The 23,781-nt window shown below is 64.3% G+C and carries 24 protein-coding genes; 9 read left to right on the top strand and 15 right to left on the bottom strand.

Annotation, left to right across the window (positions count from 1 at the left end):
• The first annotated feature begins 40 nt into the window (after window positions 1–40).
• The 3 genes from trxB to NYP18_RS10145 all read left to right on the top strand — a co-directional run bounded on the left by trxB (window position 41) and on the right by NYP18_RS10145 (window position 2,601).
• Window positions 41–988 carry a thioredoxin-disulfide reductase gene (gene trxB, locus NYP18_RS10155; protein ID WP_259428074.1) on the top strand — a complete coding sequence of 316 codons (948 nt, stop codon included), beginning with the start codon at window positions 41–43 and terminating at the stop codon, window positions 986–988.
• 31 nt (window positions 989–1,019) lie between these two features.
• The gene (trxA, locus tag NYP18_RS10150) at window positions 1,020–1,343 is read left to right on the top strand and encodes a thioredoxin (RefSeq protein ID WP_259428073.1); all 324 of its coding nucleotides are present in this window, start codon (window positions 1,020–1,022) and stop codon (window positions 1,341–1,343) included.
• Between the two features lie 94 nt (window positions 1,344–1,437).
• Window positions 1,438–2,601 carry an N-acetylmuramoyl-L-alanine amidase gene (locus NYP18_RS10145; protein WP_259428072.1) on the top strand — a complete coding sequence of 388 codons (1,164 nt, stop codon included), beginning with the start codon at window positions 1,438–1,440 and terminating at the stop codon, window positions 2,599–2,601.
• A 32-nt stretch (window positions 2,602–2,633) separates the two neighbouring features.
• Here the strand turns inward: NYP18_RS10145 and NYP18_RS10140 are convergent, their stop codons facing one another.
• From NYP18_RS10140 to rpmH, 8 genes are all read right to left on the bottom strand, one after another.
• Complete coding sequence (locus NYP18_RS10140) at window positions 2,634–3,296, bottom strand: hypothetical protein (protein ID WP_259428071.1); 663 nt, start codon at window positions 3,294–3,296, stop codon at window positions 2,634–2,636.
• A gap of 12 nt (window positions 3,297–3,308) precedes the next feature.
• The gene (locus NYP18_RS10135; protein ID WP_439648083.1) at window positions 3,309–4,535 is read right to left on the bottom strand and encodes a ParB/RepB/Spo0J family partition protein; all 1,227 of its coding nucleotides are present in this window, start codon (window positions 4,533–4,535) and stop codon (window positions 3,309–3,311) included.
• Window positions 4,536–4,540: 5 nt separating this feature from the next.
• Complete coding sequence (locus NYP18_RS10130; protein WP_126121324.1) at window positions 4,541–5,425, bottom strand: ParA family protein; 885 nt, start codon at window positions 5,423–5,425, stop codon at window positions 4,541–4,543.
• Window positions 5,426–5,482: 57 nt separating this feature from the next.
• Window positions 5,483–6,136, bottom strand: a complete 654-nt coding sequence (gene rsmG, locus NYP18_RS10125; RefSeq protein WP_259428069.1) for a 16S rRNA (guanine(527)-N(7))-methyltransferase RsmG — start codon at window positions 6,134–6,136, stop codon at window positions 5,483–5,485.
• A gap of 80 nt (window positions 6,137–6,216) precedes the next feature.
• Window positions 6,217–7,182, bottom strand: a complete 966-nt coding sequence (gene yidC, locus NYP18_RS10120) for a membrane protein insertase YidC (protein ID WP_259428068.1) — start codon at window positions 7,180–7,182, stop codon at window positions 6,217–6,219.
• 6 nt (window positions 7,183–7,188) lie between these two features.
• Window positions 7,189–7,455 (bottom strand): membrane protein insertion efficiency factor YidD, encoded by a 267-nt coding sequence (yidD, locus tag NYP18_RS10115; RefSeq protein ID WP_126121321.1) that lies wholly within the window; start codon window positions 7,453–7,455, stop codon window positions 7,189–7,191.
• Window positions 7,448–7,816, bottom strand: a complete 369-nt coding sequence (gene rnpA, locus NYP18_RS10110) for a ribonuclease P protein component (RefSeq protein WP_259428067.1) — start codon at window positions 7,814–7,816, stop codon at window positions 7,448–7,450. The genes yidD and rnpA overlap by 8 nt, the downstream gene beginning before the upstream one ends.
• 13 nt (window positions 7,817–7,829) lie before the next feature.
• Window positions 7,830–7,973 carry a 50S ribosomal protein L34 gene (rpmH, locus tag NYP18_RS10105; RefSeq protein ID WP_126121319.1) on the bottom strand — a complete coding sequence of 48 codons (144 nt, stop codon included), beginning with the start codon at window positions 7,971–7,973 and terminating at the stop codon, window positions 7,830–7,832.
• An 879-nt stretch (window positions 7,974–8,852) separates the two neighbouring features.
• Here rpmH and dnaA point away from each other — a divergent pair.
• From dnaA to gyrB, 5 genes are all read left to right on the top strand, one after another.
• Window positions 8,853–10,460 (top strand): chromosomal replication initiator protein DnaA, encoded by a 1,608-nt coding sequence (dnaA, locus tag NYP18_RS10100; protein ID WP_259428066.1) that lies wholly within the window; start codon window positions 8,853–8,855, stop codon window positions 10,458–10,460.
• Window positions 10,461–11,059: 599 nt separating this feature from the next.
• Window positions 11,060–12,247: a DNA polymerase III subunit beta gene (gene dnaN, locus NYP18_RS10095; RefSeq protein WP_259428065.1), complete on the top strand. Its 1,188-nt coding sequence runs from the start codon at window positions 11,060–11,062 to the stop codon at window positions 12,245–12,247.
• 27 nt (window positions 12,248–12,274) lie between these two features.
• On the top strand, window positions 12,275–13,456 hold the full coding sequence (recF, locus tag NYP18_RS10090) for a DNA replication/repair protein RecF (RefSeq protein ID WP_259428171.1): 1,182 nt from the start codon (window positions 12,275–12,277) through the stop codon (window positions 13,454–13,456).
• On the top strand, window positions 13,449–13,973 hold the full coding sequence (locus NYP18_RS10085) for a DciA family protein (RefSeq protein ID WP_259428064.1): 525 nt from the start codon (window positions 13,449–13,451) through the stop codon (window positions 13,971–13,973). The genes recF and NYP18_RS10085 overlap by 8 nt, the downstream gene beginning before the upstream one ends.
• 159 nt (window positions 13,974–14,132) lie before the next feature.
• On the top strand, window positions 14,133–16,193 hold the full coding sequence (gene gyrB / locus NYP18_RS10080) for a DNA topoisomerase (ATP-hydrolyzing) subunit B (RefSeq protein ID WP_259428063.1): 2,061 nt from the start codon (window positions 14,133–14,135) through the stop codon (window positions 16,191–16,193).
• Between the two features lie 6 nt (window positions 16,194–16,199).
• Here the strand turns inward: gyrB and NYP18_RS10075 are convergent, their stop codons facing one another.
• From NYP18_RS10075 to NYP18_RS10045, 7 genes are all read right to left on the bottom strand, one after another.
• Complete coding sequence (locus tag NYP18_RS10075; protein WP_259428061.1) at window positions 16,200–16,835, bottom strand: metallophosphoesterase family protein; 636 nt, start codon at window positions 16,833–16,835, stop codon at window positions 16,200–16,202.
• Between the two features lie 6 nt (window positions 16,836–16,841).
• Window positions 16,842–17,282 (bottom strand): DUF6918 family protein, encoded by a 441-nt coding sequence (locus tag NYP18_RS10070; protein ID WP_259428060.1) that lies wholly within the window; start codon window positions 17,280–17,282, stop codon window positions 16,842–16,844.
• Window positions 17,283–17,560: 278 nt separating this feature from the next.
• Window positions 17,561–18,343 carry an LPXTG cell wall anchor domain-containing protein gene (locus NYP18_RS10065; RefSeq protein WP_259428059.1) on the bottom strand — a complete coding sequence of 261 codons (783 nt, stop codon included), beginning with the start codon at window positions 18,341–18,343 and terminating at the stop codon, window positions 17,561–17,563.
• 309 nt (window positions 18,344–18,652) lie between these two features.
• Window positions 18,653–18,919 (bottom strand): TetR family transcriptional regulator, encoded by a 267-nt coding sequence (locus tag NYP18_RS10060; protein WP_259428058.1) that lies wholly within the window; start codon window positions 18,917–18,919, stop codon window positions 18,653–18,655.
• The gene (locus tag NYP18_RS10055; protein WP_259428057.1) at window positions 18,916–19,128 is read right to left on the bottom strand and encodes a type II toxin -antitoxin system TacA 1-like antitoxin; all 213 of its coding nucleotides are present in this window, start codon (window positions 19,126–19,128) and stop codon (window positions 18,916–18,918) included. Before NYP18_RS10055 ends, NYP18_RS10060 begins: the two co-directional genes overlap by 4 nt.
• A 101-nt stretch (window positions 19,129–19,229) precedes the next feature.
• On the bottom strand, window positions 19,230–19,595 hold the full coding sequence (locus NYP18_RS10050; RefSeq protein ID WP_259428056.1) for a hypothetical protein: 366 nt from the start codon (window positions 19,593–19,595) through the stop codon (window positions 19,230–19,232).
• A gap of 829 nt (window positions 19,596–20,424) precedes the next feature.
• The gene (locus NYP18_RS10045; protein WP_259428055.1) at window positions 20,425–20,877 is read right to left on the bottom strand and encodes a hypothetical protein; all 453 of its coding nucleotides are present in this window, start codon (window positions 20,875–20,877) and stop codon (window positions 20,425–20,427) included.
• Window positions 20,878–21,233: 356 nt separating this feature from the next.
• Here NYP18_RS10045 and gyrA point away from each other — a divergent pair, with 356 nt between their 5' ends.
• Window positions 21,234–23,780 carry a DNA gyrase subunit A gene (gene gyrA, locus NYP18_RS10040; RefSeq protein ID WP_259428054.1) on the top strand — a complete coding sequence of 849 codons (2,547 nt, stop codon included), beginning with the start codon at window positions 21,234–21,236 and terminating at the stop codon, window positions 23,778–23,780.
• Window position 23,781: the final 1 nt, after the last annotated feature.

Raw genomic sequence — 23,781 nt, 5'->3', positions numbered from 1 at the left:
AGACTCGGGGTGACACCACCCGAATACCGCAGGAGAATTCATGACCGCCCAGGACACCATCCACGACGTGATCATCATCGGTTCCGGCCCCGCCGGTTACACCGCCGCCGTCTACGCCGCCCGCGCGGAGCTCAAGCCGCTCGTCTTCGAGGGCTACGAGTACGGCGGTGCGCTGATGAACACGACCGACGTGGAGAACTTCCCGGGATTCAAGGACGGCATCATGGGTCCTGACCTCATGATGGAGATGCGTGCCCAGGCCGAGCGTTTCGGCGCCGACATGCGCATGGAGCTGGTCGATTCCGTCGAGCTTGAGGGCGATGTGAAGAAGGTCCACGTGGGTGATGAGGTTCATCTGGCCCGCACCATCATCCTGGCCACCGGTGCCGCTGCCCGCCTGCTGGGCGTACCGGGTGAGGACAAGCTCATGGGCCGCGGCGTGTCCACGTGCGCGACCTGTGACGGCTTCTTCTTCAAGGGCGCCGAGATCGCCGTCGTCGGCGGCGGCGACTCCGCCATGGAGGAGGCCACCTTCCTGACCAAGTTCGCCGACAAGGTCACCCTCGTCCACCGCCGTGAGGGCTTCAGCGCCTCCGCCATCATGCTTGAGCGCGCCCGAGCCAACGAGAAGATCGACTTCGCCCTGAACAAGGTCATCGACCACGTCATCGAGGGCACCGGGGACAACCAGAACAAGGTCGCGGGCGTCATGCTGCGCGACACCGTCACCGGTGAGCTGAGCGAACTGCCGGTTGCCGCCATGTTCGTGGCCATCGGCCATGACCCGCGCTCCGAGTTCCTGGATGGTCAGATCGAACTGAAGGAGGGCGGTTACGTCAAGGTCGACGAGCCCTCCACCGCCACCTCCGTCCCGGGTGTCTTCGCCTGCGGTGACCTGGTCGACGACCACTACCAGCAGGCCATCACCGCCGCTGGTTCCGGCTGCCGCGCCGCCACCGACGCCGAGCACTATCTCGCCGCCCTCTAACCGATCAACACCGACCAGTAAGGAGAATCACATGAGCAAGGTCATTGAGGTCACCCAGGAGAATTTCCGGGAGATCGTCGTCGAGTCCGACAAGCCCGTCATCGTCGATTTCTGGGCCGAGTGGTGTGGCCCGTGCAAGAAGCTCGGCCCCATCATTGAGGAGGTCGCGGAGGAATTGGGCGAGCAGGTCACCGTCGCCAAGGTCAACGTGGACGAGCAGCGCACCCTGGGTGCCATGTTCCAGATCATGTCCATCCCCGCGGTGCTGTTCTTCAAGGACGGCGAGAAGGTCGACGAGTTCGTGGGGGTTCGCCCGCGTTCCCACATCATGGCGAAGCTGGAACCGCTGATGTAGCTGGTACCGTTGGGATCGAGAAAACAGTACCGACCGACTCTCGACGGTTCGGATAAGATCTGGTTTATCTGACCCTGGAAGGAGCGTCGTGACCATGACTTTTCGTGTCGGTGACCGCAGCCCGAGGGTGGCGGAGGCACGCTCCACCCTGGCACGGCTGGGCCTGCTGCCCGGCTACGAGGCCGATCTCTCCGACAAGTACGCCGAGGAGGACAAGCTTTTCGACGCCGCACTCGCCGAGGTTCTCAAGGCCTTCCAGCAGTCCCGCGGCATCGTCCCCTCGGGCCACATCGACGAGATGACCCTGCGGGAACTGCGCCACGCCTCCTACCAGCTCGGTGCCCGCGTGCTGTCCTACCAGCCGAACAACGAACTCGTCGGCGACGATGTCTCCCAGCTCCAGGATCAGCTCCAGGAGCTGGGTTTCTATTCCCACCGCATCGACGGCCACTTCGGCCGCTACACCCACGAGGCGCTGGCGGCCTTCCAGCTGAACTCCGGGCTCCAGGACGACGGGGTCTGCGGCCCCGACACGATCCGTGCCCTGAAGCTGCTGGGCAGGCGCATCACCGGTGGTAGCCCCCTGGCCATCCGGGAACGCGAGCAGGTCCGCAACGCCGGACCCAAGCTCGCCGGCAAACGGGTGGTGATCGACCCCGCCCTGGGTGGCGTGAACAAGGGCCGGACAGTGCGTGGTCTGCATGGGGAGATCACCGAGGAAGAGATCATCTGGGATCTCGCCTCCCGCATCGAGGGGCGCATGATCGCCGCCGGCATGGAGACGATAAAGTCCCGCCCCCGCATGGACGACCCCTCCACCACGGCACGTGCCGAGATCGCCAACGCCTTCGGCGCCGACCTGGTCATCTCCGTCCAGGCGGACAAGTACCCGAACGAGAAGGCCCACGGTGTGGCCACCTTCTACTTCGGCTCGGAGACCGGCAACAGCTCCCTGACCGGGGAATCACTCTCCGGTTACATCCAACGCGAGATCGTCGCCCGCACCGACTTCCAGAACTGCGGCACCCACGCCCGCACCTGGGATCTGCTGCGCCTGACACAGGCCCCCACGGTGGAGCTGATCGCCGGTTACCTCTCCAATCCGGAGGATGTCGCCCGCCTGACCGACCCGGCCGTACGGGACGCCATCGCCGAATCTGTCGTGGTGGCTGTGAAGCGTCTCTACCTCCTCGACCGGGATGACCAGCCGACCGGCACCTACAAGTTCTCGGAGCTGCTGCAGGCCGAACTCGGCTGAAAAAGCTGCGACCTCCGTCTTTTCCATCCCCGTCAGCTGACCACCATGCCTCCGTAGAGCAGTTCCAGGCCCGCGGCACTGAGCAGCGACTGCTGGGGCGGCAGCTCAAGGCGCAGGCGGGGGAGCACCGGGTGGTCCGCGATGATCCTGAAGCCGGCGGACTCGAGGATCGACACGGACATCAGGCCGATCTCGGAGGCCGAGCGCAGGATGCCGCCCACGGGACCCTCCAGGAGTTCATCGACGTCTGCACGGGCGAAGAAGTCGGTGTGCCAACCGAAGGCCTCGACGGCCTGCGCCTCGCGTTCGACGAGCGACATGATGGCGGCGTCGAGAAGCACCGACTCCAGCCCGATGCCCGCGAAGCCCGGATCGATGAACAGGGAGGTGAGCACCTCCGCGTCCTCGGAGACGGGCGCGGTGGGCAGCTGTCCGGCGCCGGGGGCGTTCTCCCGTGAACAGAACAGGACGGTGGCGACGGCGCGTTCCCGGCTGCTGCGTTCCAGGGAGAAGCCGCAGGGGCCGTACTCCAGGAGCGTGGTGGTCAACCACGCCTCCTTCTCAAAGCCCGGATCCCCGGAGGCCTGCACGACCGCCGCGGCATCGGGGGCCAGTTCCCAGAATATGCTGCGCCCGGCCTGCGGATGGATACTGCTGAGCGCATCCGGGCTGAGGGGGTTCACTCGGGCGAACACGGCCGGCGCCTCCTAGTCGTCGCGTCCTTCGATCAGGGAGAGGATACGTTCGAAATCCTCCGGATCGCCGAACTCCACCACCATGCGGCCCTTCCGCTTGCCCATGGTGACGGTCACCTTCGTGTCCCACACGTCGCCGAGGCGGTCAGCCGCGCGGGTGAGCATCTCCGGCTGCGGGGCCGGTTCCACCGGTTTACGCTCCGGGGCACCTTCCCCGCGGTTGAGCAGGGTGACGGCCTCCTCCGTGGCGCGCACGGACAGGCCCTCGGCGATGATGCGTCCCGCCAGCTCCTCCTGCGCCTCTGAGGTGTGCTCACCGAGCTTGAGTCCCAACAGTGCGCGGGCATGGCCGGCGGAGAGCACCCCGGCGGCCACCCGGCGCTGGACCGGCACCGGCAGGGCCAGCAGGCGGATGGTGTTGGTGATCACCGGGCGGGAACGGCCGAGACGTCCGGCGAGTTCGGCCTGGGTGACGTCGAACTCCTCGAGCAGCTGCTGGTAGGCGGCGGCCTCTTCCAGCGGGTTGAGCTGCACCCGGTGGATGTTCTCCAGCAGAGCGTCGCGCAGCATGGCGCCGTCGTCGGTGTCACGGACGATGGCGGGGATGGTCTTCAACCCCGCGCGTCCGGCGGCCCGCCATCGGCGCTCACCCATGATGAGCTCATAGCCCGTCTCCGCCTGGCGGACCACGATCGGCTGCATGAGGCCGAACTCGCGGATGGAGTGGACGAGTTCGGCCAGGGCCTCCTCGTCGAAGGTGTGGCGCGGCTGCTGCGGATTGGGGACGATCTCCGCGATGGGGATCTCCCGGTAGGTGGCGCCGACGTCCACGGGAGGCTTCTCAGCGACCTTCTGGCCCCGCTCACGCACCGTGCCGCGGACGGCCTCCGGGGCGGGGGCGCCCGGTACCGACCGCAGCTTCTCCTGGCCGCGCGCACCCCGGGTGCCACCGAGGATCACATCGGCGGCGCTGTCGCCGAGACGGGGGCCGTCGTCCCGCATCTTCGCGCTGTGACTGCGCTTCGCACCCTCGGCACGGTCCTCATGGGCATCGCGGTCCGGGTGCTTCGGGGTCTCCTCCGCCTTCGCGTCATCCGCCGGCTTCGGGCTGTCCTCAGGCTTGGGGACGGCTCCGAGCTTCGGTCCTTCACCGAACTTCAGGGTGCTGGGGGCGGGACCGGAGGGAATCAGGGCGGCGAGACCGCGACCGAGGCCGCCCTTCCGAATTTCCTGGTTGATGGCACTTACCTTTCTGCTTCTGCGGCAAGCCGCTTGGCCGTCTCCGGACTGACGCCGATGGGACCGGTGGCCTCGACAGGCTGGTAGTCGCCACGGGTGGCGAACTCGATGACCGCATCAAAATAGGCGGCGGCACCCCGGGAGGTGGGGTCGTAGTTCAGGACGGACTGGCCGAAACCGGGGGCCTCGGAGACCTTGATCGACCGGGGGATGATGTTACCCAGAACAACATCCCCGAAGTGCTCACGGACCTCGGTGGCCACCTGCTCCGAGAGCTTAGTGCGTGCATCGTACATAGTCAGCAGGATCGCCGAAATGTGCAGGTTGGGGTTCAGGTGCTGCCGGATCATGGAGATGTTGTTGAGCAGCTGGCCCACACCCTCCAGGGCGTAGTACTCGCACTGGATGGGGATGAGGACCTCATCCACGGCGGTCATCGCGTTGATGGTCAGCAGACCCAGCGACGGCGGGCAGTCAATGAGGACGTAGTCGAAGTCGTTCTTCTCGAGGAAACTGGAGTTCCGGAGGGCGTCGTGGAGGCGGTACTCGCGGCGGACGAGGCTGACCAGCTCGATTTCCGCACCCGCCAGGTCGATGGTCGCCGGGATGCAGAACAGGTTCTCGTGGGCCGTGGACTGCTGGATGGCCTCCTCCGCGGAGGCCTCACCGATGAGCAGTTCATAGCTGGAGGTGGTGCCGGCGCGGTGCTCGACACCCAGGGCGGTGGAGGCGTTGCCCTGCGGGTCCAGGTCGATGACGAGCACCTTCGAGCCCAGCATCGCCAGACCCGACGCCAGGTTGACGGAGCTCGTGGTCTTGCCGACGCCGCCCTTCTGGTTGGCGACGGTGATCAGACGCGGCGCTTCCGGCTTCGGCAGTTGGTCAACCATTGCTTGCGACCTGACCTCTTCCTGAATCACATTCTTCAATTGCTGGTTTCCCCCATGTTAGTGCACCCGCGGGATACGAATAACCGTCGTAGGCTCGGCGAGGTGCTGCGCGCCGACGGTGAGGATCTCCGCCCTGCCACCACCGGCCCGGCGGATGAGGGCGGCATCGCGTTCGAGTTCCTCCGTGACGGAGGAACCCTTCATCGCTACCATGGCCCCGCCCACTCTCACCAACGGCAGGGACCAGCCGACGAGTTTACCCAGCGGGGCCACCGCCCGGGAGGTGACGAGGTCCACACCCGTGCCCAGGGCCTGGCGCACGGACTTCTCCTCGGCCCGGCCCCGGATGACGGTGACGTTGTCCAGGCCGAGCAGCTCGACGACCTCGGCGAGGTAGACGGAACGCTTGAGCAGCGGCTCGATGAGCGTGATACGCAGGTCGGGGCGGGCGATGGCCAGGGGGATGCCCGGCAGGCCTGCCCCGGAGCCGACGTCCGCGATACTGGCGCCGGTCTCCATGACCTCGCCGATGACGGCGCAGTTGAGGATGTGCCGGTCCCACAGACGGGGAACCTCCCGGGGGCCGATGAAGCCGCGGGTGGAGCCGTCGGTGGCAAGGGACCGGTGGTAGGCCTCGGCCAGGGGCAGACGCTCACCGAAGACTTCGGCTGCGGCGGCGGGTGCGGGTGCCAGCTCAGGGGTCTCGCTCATGAGTCATAACGATACAGCCACCGGGTTCCCGGGGCGGGAACGCGGTGGCTGTACAGGTGGTGCTGCGGTGGAGCAGGGGCTCAGTTCTTCTTGCGCTTCTTCTTTGATCCGGCGCGGGCACCGGGTGCGGGAGCGGTGGTGCGCTTGAGTGCCTTGCGCGCCTCCTCCTCGGCCTCCTCTTCCTGGTCCATCTTCTGGAAGAGGTAGCGCTGCTGGAAGAAGGTCCACACGTTGTTGGAGAGCATGTAGAACAGCAGACCGATGTGCCACAGGAAGCCGGTGAACAGGATGGTGGCGGGCATGATCCACAGCATCATCTTGTTCATCATGCCCATCTGCATGGCCATCATGTCGGCGTTGTCGCCGGTCGGGGCGGCCTGCCTGCCGGAGGCGATGCGCTGCTTCTGGCGGTCGATGGACATGCGGGCGTTGAAGTGGGTGGCCACGGCGATGATGATGGCCAGCGGTGCGGCGACCATGATGATGTCGGTGCGGGTGAAGTCGACGTTGGGGAACGCCGAGTACATGTCCGCGGGCATGGAGATGTAGGCGGAGAGCGGGACACCGAAGAACGTGGCGTCCATGAAGGACTGCACGTCCTCGACACCGAAGATGTAGTTCGGGGTGTTGTAGTTCTCCTCGATCGACAGACCGAGCTGGCCCACGCCCTCACCGGTGCGGTTGAAGGAACGCAGGACGTGGAACAGGCCGATGAAGACGGGGATCTGGACGAGCATCGGCAGGCAGCCGAGGACCGGGTTGACGCCCATCTCCTTCTGGAGCTTGCGCGTCTCCTCCATCATTTTGGTCTGGTCGTTCTTGTACTTGCTGCGGATCTCAGCCATCTTCGGCTGCATCTCCTGCATCTTCCTGCCCGAGCGCAGCTGGTTCATGGTCGGCTTGAACATGATGGCCTTGACCGTGAAGGTCAGGAAGATGATCGACAGCACCCAGGTGATGCCGAGGTCAGGATCGAGCACAAAGCTGAAGACCTTGTGCCAGAACCACAGGACGGCCGAGATCGGCCAGTAGATGAAGTTGAGCACTGTGTGTCAGGACTCCTTGGTGTCAGTTGGTGTCAGGTCCGCACCCGGCACGGGGTCATACCCGCCCGGATGCCAGGGGCCGCACTTGCTCAGCCGCGCCAGCGCCATGACAGCACCTTTCAGAGCCCCGTGACCGCGTACGGCGTCGAGAGCATAGGCACTGCACGTTGGTTCGAAACGGCAGGTCGACCCCATCTTAAGGGGCGACAGGTACTTTTGGTAGAACGAAATCGCGGCCTCGAGGCCGCGGGCGGCGGGGGAGGGCTCACGCATCCGCGAGCCCCAGTCTCCTCAACGCCTTCCGGATGTCACGCTCCAGATCCGCCGACGATGCCGCGCCCGACGGGGGTAGCGCCCGGACGACCAGGTCGGTGGAGGCCGGCACCAGATCGAACAGCCCGGCGCAGACATGCCGAAGCCGTCGGGAGGTGCGGTGACGGATCACGGCGTTCCCGACGGCCTTGGAGACGATGAGCCCGACGCGGGGACCGCCCTGCTGGGCGATACCGGCGTCGGGCCCGGCGTTGCGGTCCAGCATGTGGACCACGACGGTGCGGGTACCTGCGCGGCGTCCACGTTTGATCGTCCGGCCGAAATCGGCGGGCGACGTGAACTTGTGCCGCTTCGGTAGCACCGCTGAAGCTGCTTTAAGCGGTCAGCTTGGCGCGGCCCCGGCGACGACGTGCCGAGACGATGGCGCGACCTGCACGGGTGCGCATACGGATACGGAAGCCGTGCACGCGTGCGCGACGACGGTTGTTCGGCTGGAACGTCCGCTTGCCCTTTGCCACGGTGTTCTCCTCTGTGTGAGGCGGCGGGCCGGACGGGACCGGTCAGCCGCTGAATTATGTTTTGACGGTGTGAGTGCCTCTGTGGACGGAACCGGAATGGATCATGTCCTGCCCCAGGTGGCGCGCAGGCCGGCACAGACGCGCGACTGGTGTGCCGCGGCCCGAAGATTCGGTGCTGACGCTGCTCTCACGCACATCCGTCGGCGCGTCCCTGGAATAAGGGTGCATCCGGCGGTGTGACAGACCATCACAGACTACGCGATTCCGGCGTGGTCGAACAAATTGACCCGCCGGTGCGTCTCGGGTAGTTCCGCGGGGGCACCTGAAATAACAACAGTGGGATTTTTGCGGTGGCCACCGGGGTCTTTGCCGGGTGGTGCTGCAGGACAGCCCGGATCCACCCCGGCGGGATGGGCCAGGCTGGTCCGCAGTGACACCGAACTGCAATCTCGGAGATGGACATGCGGCAGCGGCGTTGGGTAACAATGGAGGGACTCACACAGAATCACATAGCTCCATCAACACCCCTGTGGATAACGGTCGGTTTAAAGTTGAGAGTTTTCCGGAGGGGTCCCATCATCGCAGGTGGGAGAGCTTTTTCCGGCGAATCGAACTATCCACAGGCAATGCAGTAAGCTGTGGAAAGATTCGTCGGCCGAAGTTGTCCACACCTGTGGATAACTCTGTGGATGACGAGGTTGTGGCCATGATCCCCTGGGGACAAGGCCTGTGAAAAGATGCGGTGCGCAACCTCCATGCCCGGCCCGACCCCACCGATACCGCGTCCTCCTGTGAGCGACTGGCAGAGCACCGACTCCTCCCCGGGGAGTCCGGCCGCGCCTGAGCGAACCGGACAAACCATGTAAGGAGCAACACCAGGTGACCGATGAGCAACAGTCACTCGCCCAGACCTGGCAGGCGATCAAGGCGGAACTACTCGATCAGTCGGAGCGTCCCGATTCCGACATCCCCGCCTTCACCCACCAGCAACGGGCCTTCCTCGGTCTGGTGAAACCGATTGTGCTTGTCGACGGCTACGCGGTCCTGGCCACCCCGCATGCCATGGCCAAGCAGGTCATCGAGGACGACCTCGGTCCGCACATCGTCAAGGTGCTCTCCGAGCGCACCGGCCGCCCCTGCAGTCTGGCTGTCTCCATCCAGCCGGAAGCCGCCCAGCCGACCCCGCCTCCGCCACCGCCGATCCAGCCCCCTGCCAGGGGAATCCAGCAGCGGATCGCGGACCATCAGCTCGGTTGGGAGGCCACCCACACCAACCCGCCGGCCCCGCCGGTGTATCCCATGCAGCAGCAGGTCCAGAACCCGGTTCCGCACTCCTACGCGCAGTACCCGACGAATGCGCCGGCTGTGCCGCAGCACCGGGATCCCTCCGGTCCCGTCTATCAGCAGGGGCAGCGGCTACCGCGTGAGACGCCGGCGCATGACCCCAACCGCGAGCGTTCGCTGAACCCGAAGTACACCTTCGAGAATTTCGTCATCGGTTCCTCGAATCGTTTCGCCAACGGCGCGGCGGTCGCGGTGGCGGAGAATCCCGCCCGTGCCTACAACCCGCTGTTCATCTGGGGTGGTTCCGGGCTGGGCAAGACCCACCTGCTGCACGCCGCCGGGAACTACGCCCAGGTGCTGCAGCCGGGGTTGCGTGTGAAGTACGTCTCCAGTGAGGAATTCACAAACGACTACATCAACTCCGTGCGTGATGACAGGCAGGAATCCTTCAAGCGTCGCTACCGGAATCTGGACATCCTCATGGTGGATGACATCCAGTTCCTGGAGGGCAAGGAGGGTACCCAGGAGGAGTTCTTCCACACCTTCAACGCCCTGCACCAGGCGGACAAGCAGATCATCCTGTCCTCGGACCGGCCGCCGAAACAGCTGACGACGCTGGAGGACCGGCTGCGCACGCGTTTCGAGGGCGGGCTGATCACCGATGTCCAGCCGCCGGATCTGGAGACCCGCATCGCCATCCTGGAGAAGAAGGCCCAGGCGGACGGCACGCATGTCGACCGCAGTGTGCTGGAGCTGATCGCCTCACGGTTCGAGTCCTCGATCCGTGAGCTCGAGGGCGCGCTCATCCGTGTCTCCGCCTACTCCTCGCTGATCAACGAGCCGATCAACCAGGAGATGGCGGAGATCGCCCTCCGCGACATCCTCCCTGACGCCGCGGATGTGGAGATCACTGCCTCCACAATCATGGAGGTCACCTCCGATTATTTCGGGATCACGATGGAGACCCTCACCGGTGCCGGCAAGACGCGTGCGGTTGCACACGCCCGCCAGCTGGCGATGTACCTGTGCCGTGAACTGACGGATCTCTCACTGCCGAAGATCGGCAATGAGTTCGGTGGCAAGGACCACACGACGGTGATGTACGCGGACCGCAAGATCCGTAAGGAGATGACGGAGAAGCGTGACGTCTACGACGAGATCCAGCAGTTGACGCAGTTGATCAAGAATCGCGGTCGCGGCTGACGGTCCGCCGCTTCTCGACGCCCACCCCTGGTGACGTTGGTGCATAGCACCGGCGCCACCAGGGGTTTCTGTCATTTATCCGGGGCACCTCCGGAAATCCACAGCCTTTTCCACACCTGTGTAATTACATCTTTGTACTTCAGAGATATTTGTCACAGGGTGACCGGGATCACTCTGGCCATGAAGCCTGTGGATAACCACGTTTCCGCTGTTGAGAAGCAGTGGTCCGCGTGTGGAGCAATTGTGGACAAGTCCACCTGTGGATAAGTTATCCACAATCACCCAGAGTTGTCCACAGGTTATCCACACCCTGGATCACAAGCTCGATTCAAGCGGCTACCTTGGGATTCACGGTGCCATCCACAGGTTGCACAGGACCTATTGTTCTTACTCTCTTTGAAACTTGTAATTACTAGAGAAGAAAGGGGAGGTGGGGAGAACGGTCCGGATCTGCGCTCGGCGAGCGCGGTGCGGAAGGAATCCCTGGAATTACAGGATTTCGACTCTCCGGACCGTGGGGTACGTTGGAGTCTGTTGTTTCCGGTCCGCCCGTTCCTTCCGTGTCGGGGGACCACAAGTATTTCGAGGAGCCCGAAAGCATGGAGTCACAAGCAGTGTCGTTCCGGGTGGCCAGGGATGACCTGGCCCACGCCGTCGCGTGGGTGGCCAGGAGCCTGCCAACCAAGGTGACCCAACCGGTGCTGCGCGCCATGCTCATCACCGCAGATGACAGCGGCCTGGAGTTCGCCGGTTTCGACTACGAGGTCTCCACCCGGGTGCGCATCGCCGCGGAGATCGGGGAGCCCGGACGCATCGCGGTGGCCGGCAAACTCATCGCGGAGATCGTCAACACCCTGCCCAACAAGCCCGTCGAGCTGCGCGTCGACGGCAGCAAGGCGCTGCTTTCCTGTGGTTCCTCGCGTTTCGAGCTGCCGCTGATCCCGTTGGACGACTACCCGCAGATCCCGAACCTCCCCGAGGTCACCGGCACCATCGACCCGGCGTTGTTCTCCGAGGCAGTCACCCAGGTGGCCACCGCCGCAGGCAAGGATGACACCCTGCCCATGCTCACCGGTGTACACATGGAGATCTCCGGTGCGCAGGTCAAGCTCGCGGCCACGGATCGTTTCCGTCTGGCGTTGCGCACCTTCGAGTGGAACCCGGTGGCACCGGACGTGGAGACCAAACTGCTCATCCCGGCCAAGACACTGCTCGATAACGCCCGGACCCTGGACACCCACGTCTCCGATCCGGTGGAGATCGCGGTGGGTACCGGTGAGCAGCTTGCTGCTGCCGGCCTGTTCGGCATCCACACCGAGAGCCGGGAGACCACCGCCCGCATGCTCGACGCTGATTTCCCGAACATCCAGCCGCTGCTGCCGAAGACGCACACGTCGATGGCCACCGTGGAGATCGCCCCACTGCAGGAGGCCATCCGCCGCGTCAGCCTGGTCACCGAACGCAACGCGCAGATCCGCATGCAGTTCAACGAGGGGGAGCTCATCCTCACCGCAGGCGGCATGGAGTCCGGCCACGCCGAGGAGCGTCTGCCCTGCGGGTTCACGGGCCGCGATGAGCTGGTCATCGCCTTCAACCCGACCTACCTGCGTGACGGACTGTCCGTGATCAGCACTGACCGGGTGGTCTTCGGTTTCACCGAGCCCTCCCGTCCTGCGATCCTCATTCCGGAGCCGTCTGAGCTGCCCGAGGCGGATGCCGACGGCGTCTTCCCGACGCCCGAGACGGACTTCACCTACCTGCTCATGCCTGTCCGTCTGCCGGGATAGACGGGCTCGTCCGGGAGGTGAGGGCACATCTACATCAGGACGCTTGACCTGCGGGATTTCCGCAGCTGGTCGCAGCTGAACCTCAGCCTCGGGCCGGGGATCACGCTGTTCGTGGGGCGCAACGGCTTCGGCAAGACCAACATCGTCGAGGCCGTGGGCTACACAGCCCACCTCGCCTCCCACCGTGTCTCACACGATGCGCCGCTGGTGCGTGCCGGGGCTCAGAACGCCCGGATCTCCGTGACGGCCGTGAACCAGGGGCGGGAGCTGACCGCCCACCTGCTGATCAAACCGCACGCGGCAAACCAGGCGCAGATCAACCGGGCCCGGCTGAATTCGCCCCGTGAGCTGCTGGGTGTGGTCCGTTCCGTGTTGTTCGCCCCCGAGGACCTCGCGCTGATCAAGGGGGAGCCGGCGGAGCGCCGCCGCTACCTGGATGACATCATCGCCACCCGCAGCACCCGGCTGGCCGGCGTCAAGGCCGACTACGACAAGGTGCTGCGCCAGCGCAACGCCCTGTTGAAGACCGCCGGTGGTTCGTTGCGCCGCGGCTACCGCGACAGCGACGGGGCGAGCGCGCTGGCCACCCTCGACGTGTGGGACGGCCAGCTCGCCGCCCTCGGTGCCCAGGTGCTGGCGGCGCGCCTGAATCTGGTCGATGAACTGGGGGAACTGATCGCCGGGGCCTATGCCGACATCGCCCCGGAGTCCCGTCCCGCCCGGGTGGGTTACCGCTCGACAGTGACGGCGGAGGGCCGGGATGCGGAGGTGCTCGAGGCGGAGATGCTCGCCGAACTGGGGCGCACCCGCCAGCGGGAGATCGACCGCGGCATGTCGCTGGTGGGCCCACACCGCGATGACCTGCTGCTGGACCTGGGGGAGCAGCCCGCCAAGGGTTTCGCCTCCCACGGTGAGACCTGGTCGTACGCCATCTCCCTGCGGCTGGCGGAGTTCACACTGCTGCGCCGGGACGGATCGGACCCGGTGCTCATCCTCGATGACGTGTTCGCCGAGCTGGATGCCCGCCGCCGGGAGAAACTCGTGGAGTTGGCCGCGGATGCGGAGCAGGTGCTCATCACCGCCGCGGTGGACGGGGATCTTCCGGGGAATCTCACGGAGCTTATCGACGCGCCCGTCACCCGCTACACCGTCGCGGTACAGGATGCCGGGGAGGAACGCGTCAGCGTCCTGGAGCAGGCCGATGAGTGAGCAGCCGGACCCGGTGCAGGCCGCCTTCGAGGCCATGCAGGACGCGGCGAAGAAGCGTGGCAGTACACCGCTGCCGCCACGGAAGGCGGCGTCGAGAAGCAGGGGGCTGCCGCCCCGGATCGGCCGACCCACGGGGCGCGACGGACGACGCCGGCGCCGCCCCCTCGACGTCGATTCGATCGGTGCGGTACTCGGTGATGAGTTCTCGAAACGCGGCTGGGAGAAGGACATCGCCGGCGGCTGGGTCTTCGGGCACTGGGATGAGCTGGTGGGGGAGAAGATCGCGCAGCACACGCGCGTGGAGATGATCAAGGACAAGAAGTTGTTCATCACCTGTGACTCCACGGCCTGGGCCACGAACCTGCGGATGATGCAGCGGCAGATCCTGCAGGTCATCGCCGAAAAAGTAGGGCCGAACATCATCGTGGAACTGAAGATCTTCGGGCCGCGGGCGCCGAGCTGGCGCAAGGGACCGCTGCACGTGAAGGGCCGCGGCCCGCGGGACACCTACGGATAGGGCTCAAAAATGGGCGGGCGCAGTTTTCCTGACACAGCAACCGTCCGAAAACGCACGAGAACGCCCCTCCGCCGCGAGTGACCCCTTCCCTGGTGTCTCCCCATTAGGTGTAGACTGGAAAGGTCTAAATTATCTTCTAGCGAGGAGAGCTCGTTTCACGTGGCAAACGCTGAAAACAATTACGGCGCGTCATCGATCACGATCCTCGAGGGCCTCGAGGCCGTGCGCAAGCGGCCCGGTATGTACATCGGATCCACCGGCCCCCGCGGCCTGCACCACCTGGTGTGGGAGGTCGTCGACAACTCCGTCGATGAGGCGATGGCCGGTCACGCCACCAAGGTGGAGGTGACGCTGCTGGCAGACGGTGGTGTCCAGGTCGTCGACGATGGCCGCGGCATTCCCGTCGAAATGCACCCCTCCGGTGCGCCGACAGTCCAGGTGGTCATGACGCAGCTGCACGCCGGCGGCAAATTCGACTCGGATTCCTACGCGGTCTCCGGTGGTCTGCATGGCGTGGGCATCTCCGTGGTCAACGCGCTGTCGACCCGTGTCGAGGCCGACATCAAACGCGACGGCAAGCACTGGCACCAGTACTTCAACAACTCGGTCCCTGATGACCTGATCCAGGGCGGCAATGCCCGTGGTGCAGGTACGACGATCCGGTTCTGGCCGGACGCCGAGATCTTCGAGACGACCCATTTCGACTACGACACGATCTCGCGTCGTCTGCAGGAGATGGCCTTCCTCAACAAGGGTCTGACCATCACGCTCAAGGATGAGCGGGTCACCGACGCGGAGCTCGAGCTGGAGGCGCTCGCCGAGGCCGGGGACACCGCCGAGGCCATCGACGGTTCCTCCTTCGACGACACCGACACCGAGGTGGAGGAGGCCCCGGCAGGGGAAGCCCCCAAGCCGGCGAAGAAGCGTGAGAAGAAGGTCGTCTACCACTACCCGGACGGCCTGGTCGACTACGTCAACCATCTGAACAAGACCCGCACGCCGATCCACCCCTCGATCGTCGGCTTCGAGGCGAAGGCCACCGAGCACGAGGTCGAGATCGCCATGCAGTGGAACTCCGGCTACAAGGAGTCGGTGCACACCTTCGCCAACACCATCAACACGCATGAGGGTGGCACCCACGAGGAGGGTTTCCGTTCGGCGCTGACCTCCCTGATGAACAAGTACGCCCTGGCGCACAAGCTCATCAAGGAGAAGGATCCCAAGCTCACCGGTGAGGACTGCCGTGAGGGCCTCGCCGCGGTCGTGTCCGTCCGCGTGGCGGACCCGCAGTTCGAGGGCCAGACGAAGACCAAGCTGGGCAACACGGAGATCCGTTCCTTCGTGCAGCGCATGGTCAACGAGCACGTGGCCTTCTGGTTCGACGCCAACCCGGCGGAGGCCAAGACCATCGTGAACAAGGCCGTCGCCTCCTCCCAGGCGCGCATCGCGGCCCGTAAGGCGCGTGAGCTGGTGCGCCGGAAGTCCGCCACGGATCTCGGCGGCCTGCCGGGCAAGCTGGCTGACTGCCGTTCCAAGGACCCGGCCCTGTCCGAGCTCTACATCGTGGAGGGTGACTCGGCCGGCGGCTCCGCCAAGGCCGGCCGGGACTCCATGTACCAGGCGATCCTGCCGCTGCGCGGCAAGATCCTCAACGTGGAGAAGGCACGCCTTGACCGTGTGCTGAAGAACGCCGAGGTCCAGGCCATCATCACCGCGTTGGGTACGGGCATCAACGAGGAATTCGACATCTCGAAGCTGCGCTACCACAAGATCGTGCTCATGGCCGACGCCGACGTCGACGGCCAGCACATCGCCACGTTGCTGCTGACCCTGCTGTTCCGCTTCATGCCCGACCTCATCGCCGAAGGTCATGTGTACCTGGCCAACCCGCCGCTGTACAAGCTCAAGTGGTCCAAGGGTGAGCCGGGCTTCGCCTACTCCGATGAGGAGCGGGACCGGGTCCTCGAGGAGGGCCTGGCCGCCGGCCGCAAGATCAACAAGGATGACGGCATCCAGCGTTACAAGGGTCTCGGTGAGATGAACCCGAACGAGCTGTGGGAGACCACCCTCGACCCGACGATGCGCATCCTGCGCCGGGTGGACATCGAGGACGCCCAGCGTGCCGACGAGCTCTTCTCCATCCTCATGGGTGATGATGTCGCGGCCCGTCGCTCCTTCATCACCCGTAAGGCGAAGGACGTCCGTTTCCTCGACGTCTAGGCAGGTTCAGGGCAGGGCCGGGACCTCGATTTCGAGCATCCGGCCCATGCCCGGCCAGCCGATGAAGGGGGAGGCGTTGAGTACGACGGGGGCGTGCACATGCCCCAGCAGGCATGCCCCGTAGCCCCGGGAGAGCAGGTGCCCCATGGTGGTGGGCAGACACGGATTGTTGGTGTACTGTCCTTCGACCTCCGTGTGCAGGACACCGATGTGCCCGGGCTCCTGCACCTGCGGCAGGTCCTTGAGCACGTCGCGTGGATCCGGGTCCTGCACGACATTGACCGCGTGGAAGACCAGCGGCACGCCGGGCACCCGGATCTCCTCGATTCCCGCGCCCCGGGGGCGGTGGACGCCGGGCATCTCGGGGAAGTAGGGGAGTAACCCGGAGCCGACGTCGTGGTTTCCCCACACATGGACCAGGGGGAGCTTCAGCTCCTGCGTGATGTGGCGGAACAATTCCACGCCCTCGTCCAGGTCCGCGCGTGTGGCCTTCTTCTTGTCCACCAGGTCCCCGGTGAAGACGACGACATCCGGTTGCCTGGCCAGGGTGCCCGCCAGTGCTTCACGGGCCCACCGCACCCCGGGGGCGGAGGGCCTGCCCAGGTGGAGGTCAGCGAAGACCGCGAGCCGGACCGGGGACATGGAGTCCTAGGACATATGTTTCTGCAGGATGCGGCCGAATTCGGGGATCTCCGGGCTGATGACCTTCGCGCCCTTGCCGCGCAGGGAGTTGTAGGCCTTGGCCAGGGGCGCGACGGTGATGGATTCGGCGTTGCGGTCCGCGACGGCCATGAGCGAATCGACGACCGCGTCATTCCGACCGGCCAGGAAGGTACCGAAGTCCTGCTCCGCATCCTCCTGGAAGGCCTGCCAGTGCGGCTGGAGGTCACCCAGGACGTCGGGGAGCATCCGGTTGACGCCCTTGGCGACGATGTCCGCGTCGATCTTCTTGGCGGCCGCCACAGCGGCCTTGATGGCGGTTCCGGAGATGCCCGACTGCCTGCCGACGGCCGCGTCCGCCAGCGCAGCGAGGTCAGCCACGACAGCGTCGCGTTTGTTGTCGGTCAGAAGCGAGGAAAGATCAGTCATGTCTGCCAGCCTACTGCGGAAAAGCAGAGCGATCACCATGGTTGAACTCATCCGGTTTTCTGCCGGGTGGGGACAACGACGGTGATCGCTCCGGTGTTGTGGCTCTTCCGCCACAGCCACCGCAGTCACATAAGTAACTTTGATTGACTGTAGCCACAACGTTATCGACTCTACACATGGTCGAAGTCTCCTGCCAACGGAACACGCACGAAAAAACCGCCCCGCACCGGAAGGTGCAGAGCGGTTTGGTCCGGGTGGGCCCCGGGTGTGTTACTGGCTTAGGCAGCGCGGCGGCGCAGGACCAGCAGGGCGGCACCTGCAGCGGCGGCCAGCAGGCCGGTGGCCAGGGCAGCCAGGGTGCCCTCAACGCCGGTGTTGGCCAGCTGCTGCGGCTGAGCAACCGGTGCCGGAGCAGTGTGTGCCGGAGCAGTGTGTGCCGGAGCGGTGTGTGCCGGAGCAGTGTGCTGGACCGGTGCCGGAGCAGTGTGTGCCGGAGCGGGGGCAGCGTGCTCAGCCTGGGCCTGGGCAATGGCCTTGTGGTCCTCGACGTGGACAGCCTCCTGCTCAGGCGCAACCTGTGCAGCCTCGGCCTCAGCCTGAGCGACAGCCTTCGCGTCCTCGACCGGGGCAGCCTCAGCCGGCTGCTCCGGGGCGGCCGGCTGGGCCGGAGCCGGGGCCTGGTCGTCCGGGAGAGCCGAAGCGCCGGAGCTCAGCAGAGCGGAGCCGGCGAGGGCGGACAGGCCAAGGCCGAGGCCGGAGCCGCCGCCGACCGGGATGCCGGCGCCACAGTCGTCGTCGTGCTTACCCTTACCCTTGTGATCGTCGCACTCGTCGAGGGAGGAGCCTTCGTCGTGCTTGTCCTTGCCCTTACCGTGGTGGCCGCCGCCGTGGTGACGATCACCGCCGCGGTTGCCACCGCGCTCACGGTCGTTGTGGTTGCCGAAGGTCTGGATTTCAGCGGTCAGGTCCGCGCCCTCTTCAGCAGCAGCCTGGGGAGCGAGAACGACGGATGCGGCAAGTGCCGCGCCCGCGACGAGAGCGGAGAAACGCTTCTTGGTCATTTTAGTTCCTTCGAAAGTAGGATTCGGTCGGTCGGCATGTTTCGCGTCGATCACGTAATGCACGCTGTGACGGCGGAAGCGAGCTGTAATACAACCGAGACTCTTCCGCCTGAATCACGTTATTCAACGACACAAGAACTTGCCATGGGAATGGCAGAGATTCTTTAAGAAAAGCCGCATATAAGGCCCTATGTGACCCCTATCGGGGGTGTCTCGGAGGCGTCTGGGGTTTTACTGATGTGACAGCACTGTATGTAATGAGCCTTATATAATTTCTTTTGGCTGAATCAGGCTGGGAGATGCCGGTGGTTACAGCGTCAGACGGTGATAGATCCCTTGGCACACCGCCCCGAATTCCTTGTTGAGATTGTTCAGTGGTTCCAGACGCGTGATCACCATCGCCAGGGCCTCCCCTGCCTTGCCGGCATCCGCATGCACCCGAATTCCGTCGATCCGTGCGCCCGGAACAGCGGCCGCAGCGACGAGAGCGCTGAAATCCCGGATCTGCACCCGGTGGATCTCACAGAATTTATCGGCGATCAGCAGCAGTTGTTCCGGACTCAGGGGGGGAGTCATCCCCGCGCCTGTCGAATCCGGGCCTCCATTGCTGCATGGCCAGGAATAACGTCCCTGGCCAGCTGGGCAACCGTGGCATCGTTGATCAGCCGGTTCGCGGCGGTCACGATCGCCCGGATCACGGCCTCATGCTTGCTGGAACCCTGGGCCTCGGCAAGAAGAGTAAGAGCGCGATCTTGATCTGGGGTGAGACGAAGTGTCATGGCCATGACTCTTTGATAGCAGACTGCAACAAGAAAAACTGCCCTACGATTAATCGCGGGGCAGTTTTTGCAAACGTTCAGTTCGGAGCTTTGAAAACTTGCTCTGCTTAGCGGGGACCGTGGCCGTGGCCGTGGCCCGGCTTACCCGGCTTCTTGTTGTCGTCCTTCTTGGAGGATGCGTTGAAGCCCTTGAGGTTGTAGGAGGACTTCTTGTTGTCGTCCTTGCCCGGCTTGCCCGGCTTGGTGGGCTTGCCCGGACGCTTCAGGGAAGAGGCCTCGTGCTTGTCGTTGCCCTTCTTCTTGCCACCCTTCTTCTTGTCATCCTTCTTGAAGGAGGAGAGCTTGAAGATGGCCGGCTTGTCGTCCTTCTTCGGCGGGCCCTTGTGGCCGCGGGCGTCTGCCTGCGGGGCGAGGACGGAGGTGGCGGCCAGGGATGCGCCGATTGCGAGGGCGGCGATGCGCTTCTTCATCATGATGAGAGTTTCCCTTCGGGATTGTCAGTACTGGACTCGGATACCACCGGGTTTCCGTGTTCAGAGTGTGTCTCCGGCAGTGATTGACATGTTAATCAGTTCAGAATGACGCCGTCTCGGGAGTTGAAAAGATAATATCTGTGGGCACCCCTTGTTAGGGGGATACTTGGCCATGTTTGCAAGTGACTTTAAAGTTAAATCGCCAGCTTAAAGGCAAATAACGAGACTGCCACCATGCTGATACCAAGGACTACCTTAATAGAGGCGAAACAGCCTTATTTGACCGTTGGGAGGGGCTGTAATTGATGCGTATAGGGAACGTTATGGAAGTGAGTTTTAACCTGATGTGGGCAAATTTTTCTTCGCTTTTTAAAACATCAGGGGGATTGTGACTGCGACAGAGAGCACTTTCTGATGTTCGTTCTATTCCAAGGGACGGCTCAAGTCCTTCTGTCGGCTACGTGTTGAGCCCTTTTTTGTCTGACTCTTCCTTGCACTGCATCATGGCCAGTGGTCCCGGTGGTTGAAAAATGGGCCCTTCAAGCGCGTTGACCGGGAATGTCTTAGTCATATTTTTGGACTGCCCGGCACGGAGAATTCTGATTGCTCAGTTCTCTGCTGGGGCCAATCCACATTTATTCAAGCACTCTTTGAGTCTCTGGTGAGGGTAATTGGTCTGGATTCCGCTGTCTCATACGTTCCGCAAAATATGGGAGTTTCCTGGAGGCGAGGTGTTACTGATGGCCAATGCAAAACCGCCCCACGCACGATTGCGCAGAGCGGTTCTGTGAAGCTGTAAGAGGTGGCCCTTACGGGCGCGCTCAGTCCTCTACTTCTTGGAGGAGAGGGAGAGGGACTTGTGGTCCACGGAGGACTTCTGCGGCTGCTTCTTGTCGGAGCCCTTCTTCTCGCACTTGCCCAGCTTGAACTCGGCGTTGACGTGCTTGTAGTCGGTGACCCACTTACCACCCTTCTTGTACTTCTTGGCGAAGGTCACCTTCACGGTGTTCTTGCCCTTCTCGCCCCGGACGATCTTGAAGACGGTCTCGCCACGCTTCTCGTCGACCTTCAGCAGGGAGGTGGCCGGGGTGTGGGACTCGTACTTGTAGCCCTTGGGGGTGTCGACGGTGAGCTTGTCGCCGACCTGGTGGGTGCCGGCGACGTACTCGTAGCCCTTATCGCACTTGTGGTCGTGGGTGCCAGCGGTAGCCTGCGGGGCGAGGAAAGCGGAGGTGGCCAGGGCGGCGCCCATGGTGAGGGCGGCGATACGCTTCTTCAGCATGAAAATTTCCTTTCGGAACGGGGTCGGTCCGGACTTGGGTTCTGGGGTACCACCGGGTCCGGTTCTCGAATTGTTTTCCGGCAGTGACTGGGACGTTAGATGACGCGGAAAATAAATGCCGAACAATGAGGGATTGGTATCACCTGCGGGGCCCCATATTAGGGGTGAAGCATTGGACATGGAAGCCGTTCCTCGGGTGAGGAGCCCCAGTAAGTGTCGAGGGAATCACCCTGGTATCAGTTTGATACCGGGGTTGCCTTGCGCGGCGTCGAGAAGCGACAGAAAGGTGGCGGAGACGCTTTTCGCCTGCTTAGGGATAGACTGAGAGGAACTGAATTCCCTACAAGAAGGTGATCATGAGCGACGACACCACCAGCGGTGGAGGAGACCTCTTCGACCGCATCCTGCCCATTGACATCAATGAGGAGATGCAGACCAGCTACATCGACTACGCGATGTCCGTCATCGTCGGTCGTGCGCTGCCGGAGGTCCGCGACGGCATGAAGCCCGTCCACCGCCGCATCCTGTACGCGATGTTCGACAACGGCTACCGCCCGGAGCGGGGTTTCGTGAAGTCGGCACGCCCGGTCGCGGAGACCATGGGTAACTACCACCCGCATGGTGACTCGGCCATCTATGACACCCTCGTGCGGTTGGCCCAGCCGTGGAACATGCGTTATCCCCTCATCGACGGCCAGGGCAACTTCGGCTCCCGCGGTAATGACGGCCCGGCCGCCATGCGTTACACGGAGTGCAGGATGAGCCCGCTGGCCATGGAGATGGTCCGTGACATCCGGGAGAACACCGTCGACTTCTCCCCGAACTACGACGGCAAGACCCGGGAACCGGATGTCCTGCCTTCCCGTGTGCCCAACCTGTTGATGAACGGTTCCGGCGGCATCGCCGTGGGCATGGCCACCAACATCCCCTCACACAACCTCAACGAACTTGCTGACGCCATCTACTGGCTGCTGGAGAACCCCGACGCGGATGAGAAGGAGGCCCTCGAGGCGTGCATGGGCTTCGTCAAGGGGCCGGACTTCCCGACCGCCGGCCTCATCGTCGGTGACCAGGGCATCAAGGACGCCTACACCACCGGCCGTGGTTCGGTCCGCATGCGCGGTGTCACGGAGATCGAGGAGGTGGGCAACCGCCAGACCATCGTCATCACCGAGCTGCCCTACCAGGTCAACCCGGACAACCTCATCGCCAACATCGCGGACCAGGTCTCCAACGGCAAGCTGGCCGGCATCTCCAAGATCGAGGACGAGTCCTCCGACCGCGTGGGCCTGCGCATCGTGATCACCCTGAAGCGGGACGCTGTTCCGCGGGTGGTGCTCAACAACCTGTACAAGCACTCCCAGCTGCAGTCGAACTTCGGCGTGAACATGCTCTCCATCGTCGATGGCGTGCCGCGCACCCTGCGTCTGGACCAGATGCTGCGCTACTACGTGGCCCACCAGATCCAGGTCATCATCCGGCGCACCCAGTTCCGTCTCGATGAGAAGGAGGAACGTGCCCATATCCTCCGCGGCCTGGTCAAGGCTCTCGACATGCTCGACGAGGTCATTGCCCTGATCCGCCGCTCGCCCACCGTCGACGAGGCCCGCACCGGCCTCATGGGGCTTCTCGACGTCGATGAGCTCCAGGCCGATCACGTCCTCGCCATGCAGCTGCGCCGTCTGGCCGCACTGGAGCGGCAGAAGATCATCGACGAGCTGGCCGAGGTCGAGCTCATCATCGAGGATCTCAAGGACATCCTGGCCAAGCCGGAGCGCCAGCGCGCCATCGTCCGCGACGAGCTCGCTGAGATCGTCGAGCGTTACGGCGATGAGCGTCTCACCAGGATCGTCGCCGCCACCGGTGACGTCTCCGAGGAGGACCTCATCGCCCGGGAGAACGTGGTGGTCACCATCACCTCCACCGGTTACGCCAAGCGCACCAAGGTCGACGCCTATAAATCGCAGAAGCGCGGCGGAAAGGGTGTGCGCGGTGCGGAGCTGAAGCAGGACGACATCGTCCGCCACTTCTTCGTCTCCTCCACCCACGACTGGATCCTCTTCTTCACCAACTTCGGCCGGGTCTACCGCCTCAAGGCCTACGAGCTGCCGGAGGCCTCCCGTACCGCCCGCGGCCAGCACGTGGCCAACCTGCTGGAGTTCCAGCCGGAGGAGCGTATCGCCCAGGTCATCCAGATCCAGACCTACGAGGATGCCCCCTATCTGGTCCTGGCCACCGCCCAGGGTCGGGTGAAGAAGTCCCGCCTCACCGACTATGAGTCCGCCCGCTCCGCCGGCCTCATCGCCATCAACCTCAACGAGGGTGACCGCCTCATCGGCGCCGCGCTTGTCGACGAAGGCGACGACATCCTGCTGGTCTCCCAGCTCGGCCAGTCCATCCGTTTCACCGCCGATGACGAGCAGCTGCGCCCCATGGGCCGCGCGACCGCCGGCGTGAAGGGCATGCGCTTCCGGGGTGAGGACCAGCTGCTGGCCATGACCGTGGTCCGTGACGGCGAGTACCTCCTCGTGGCCACTTCCGGGGGCTACGGCAAGCGCACCGCGATCAACGAGTACGCCACCCAGGGGCGCGGCGGCCTCGGCGTGGTCACCTTCAAGTACACCCCGAAGCGCGGTCACCTCATCGGTGCCGTTGCCGTGGAGGAGGATGACGAGATCTTCGCCATCACCTCCGCCGGCGGCGTCATCCGTACCGAGGTCAACCAGATCCGCCCCTCCTCCCGGGCGACCATGGGCGTGCGCCTGGTCAACCTCCAGGACGATGTGGAGCTGCTGGCCATCGACAAGAATGTCGAGGAAGAGGGTGAAGAGGAGGCCGAGGCAGTCGCCAAGGGCGACGTCGCCGGTCCGACCGAGCGCGCGCAGCAGAAGGGGCAGGAATAAG

Source organism: Corynebacterium lemuris (assembly GCF_024919295.1).
Lineage (GTDB): Bacteria > Actinomycetota > Actinomycetes > Mycobacteriales > Mycobacteriaceae > Corynebacterium > Corynebacterium lemuris.
Note: the sequence above shows the minus strand (reverse complement) of the source record. Positions and strands in the feature narration are given on the sequence as shown.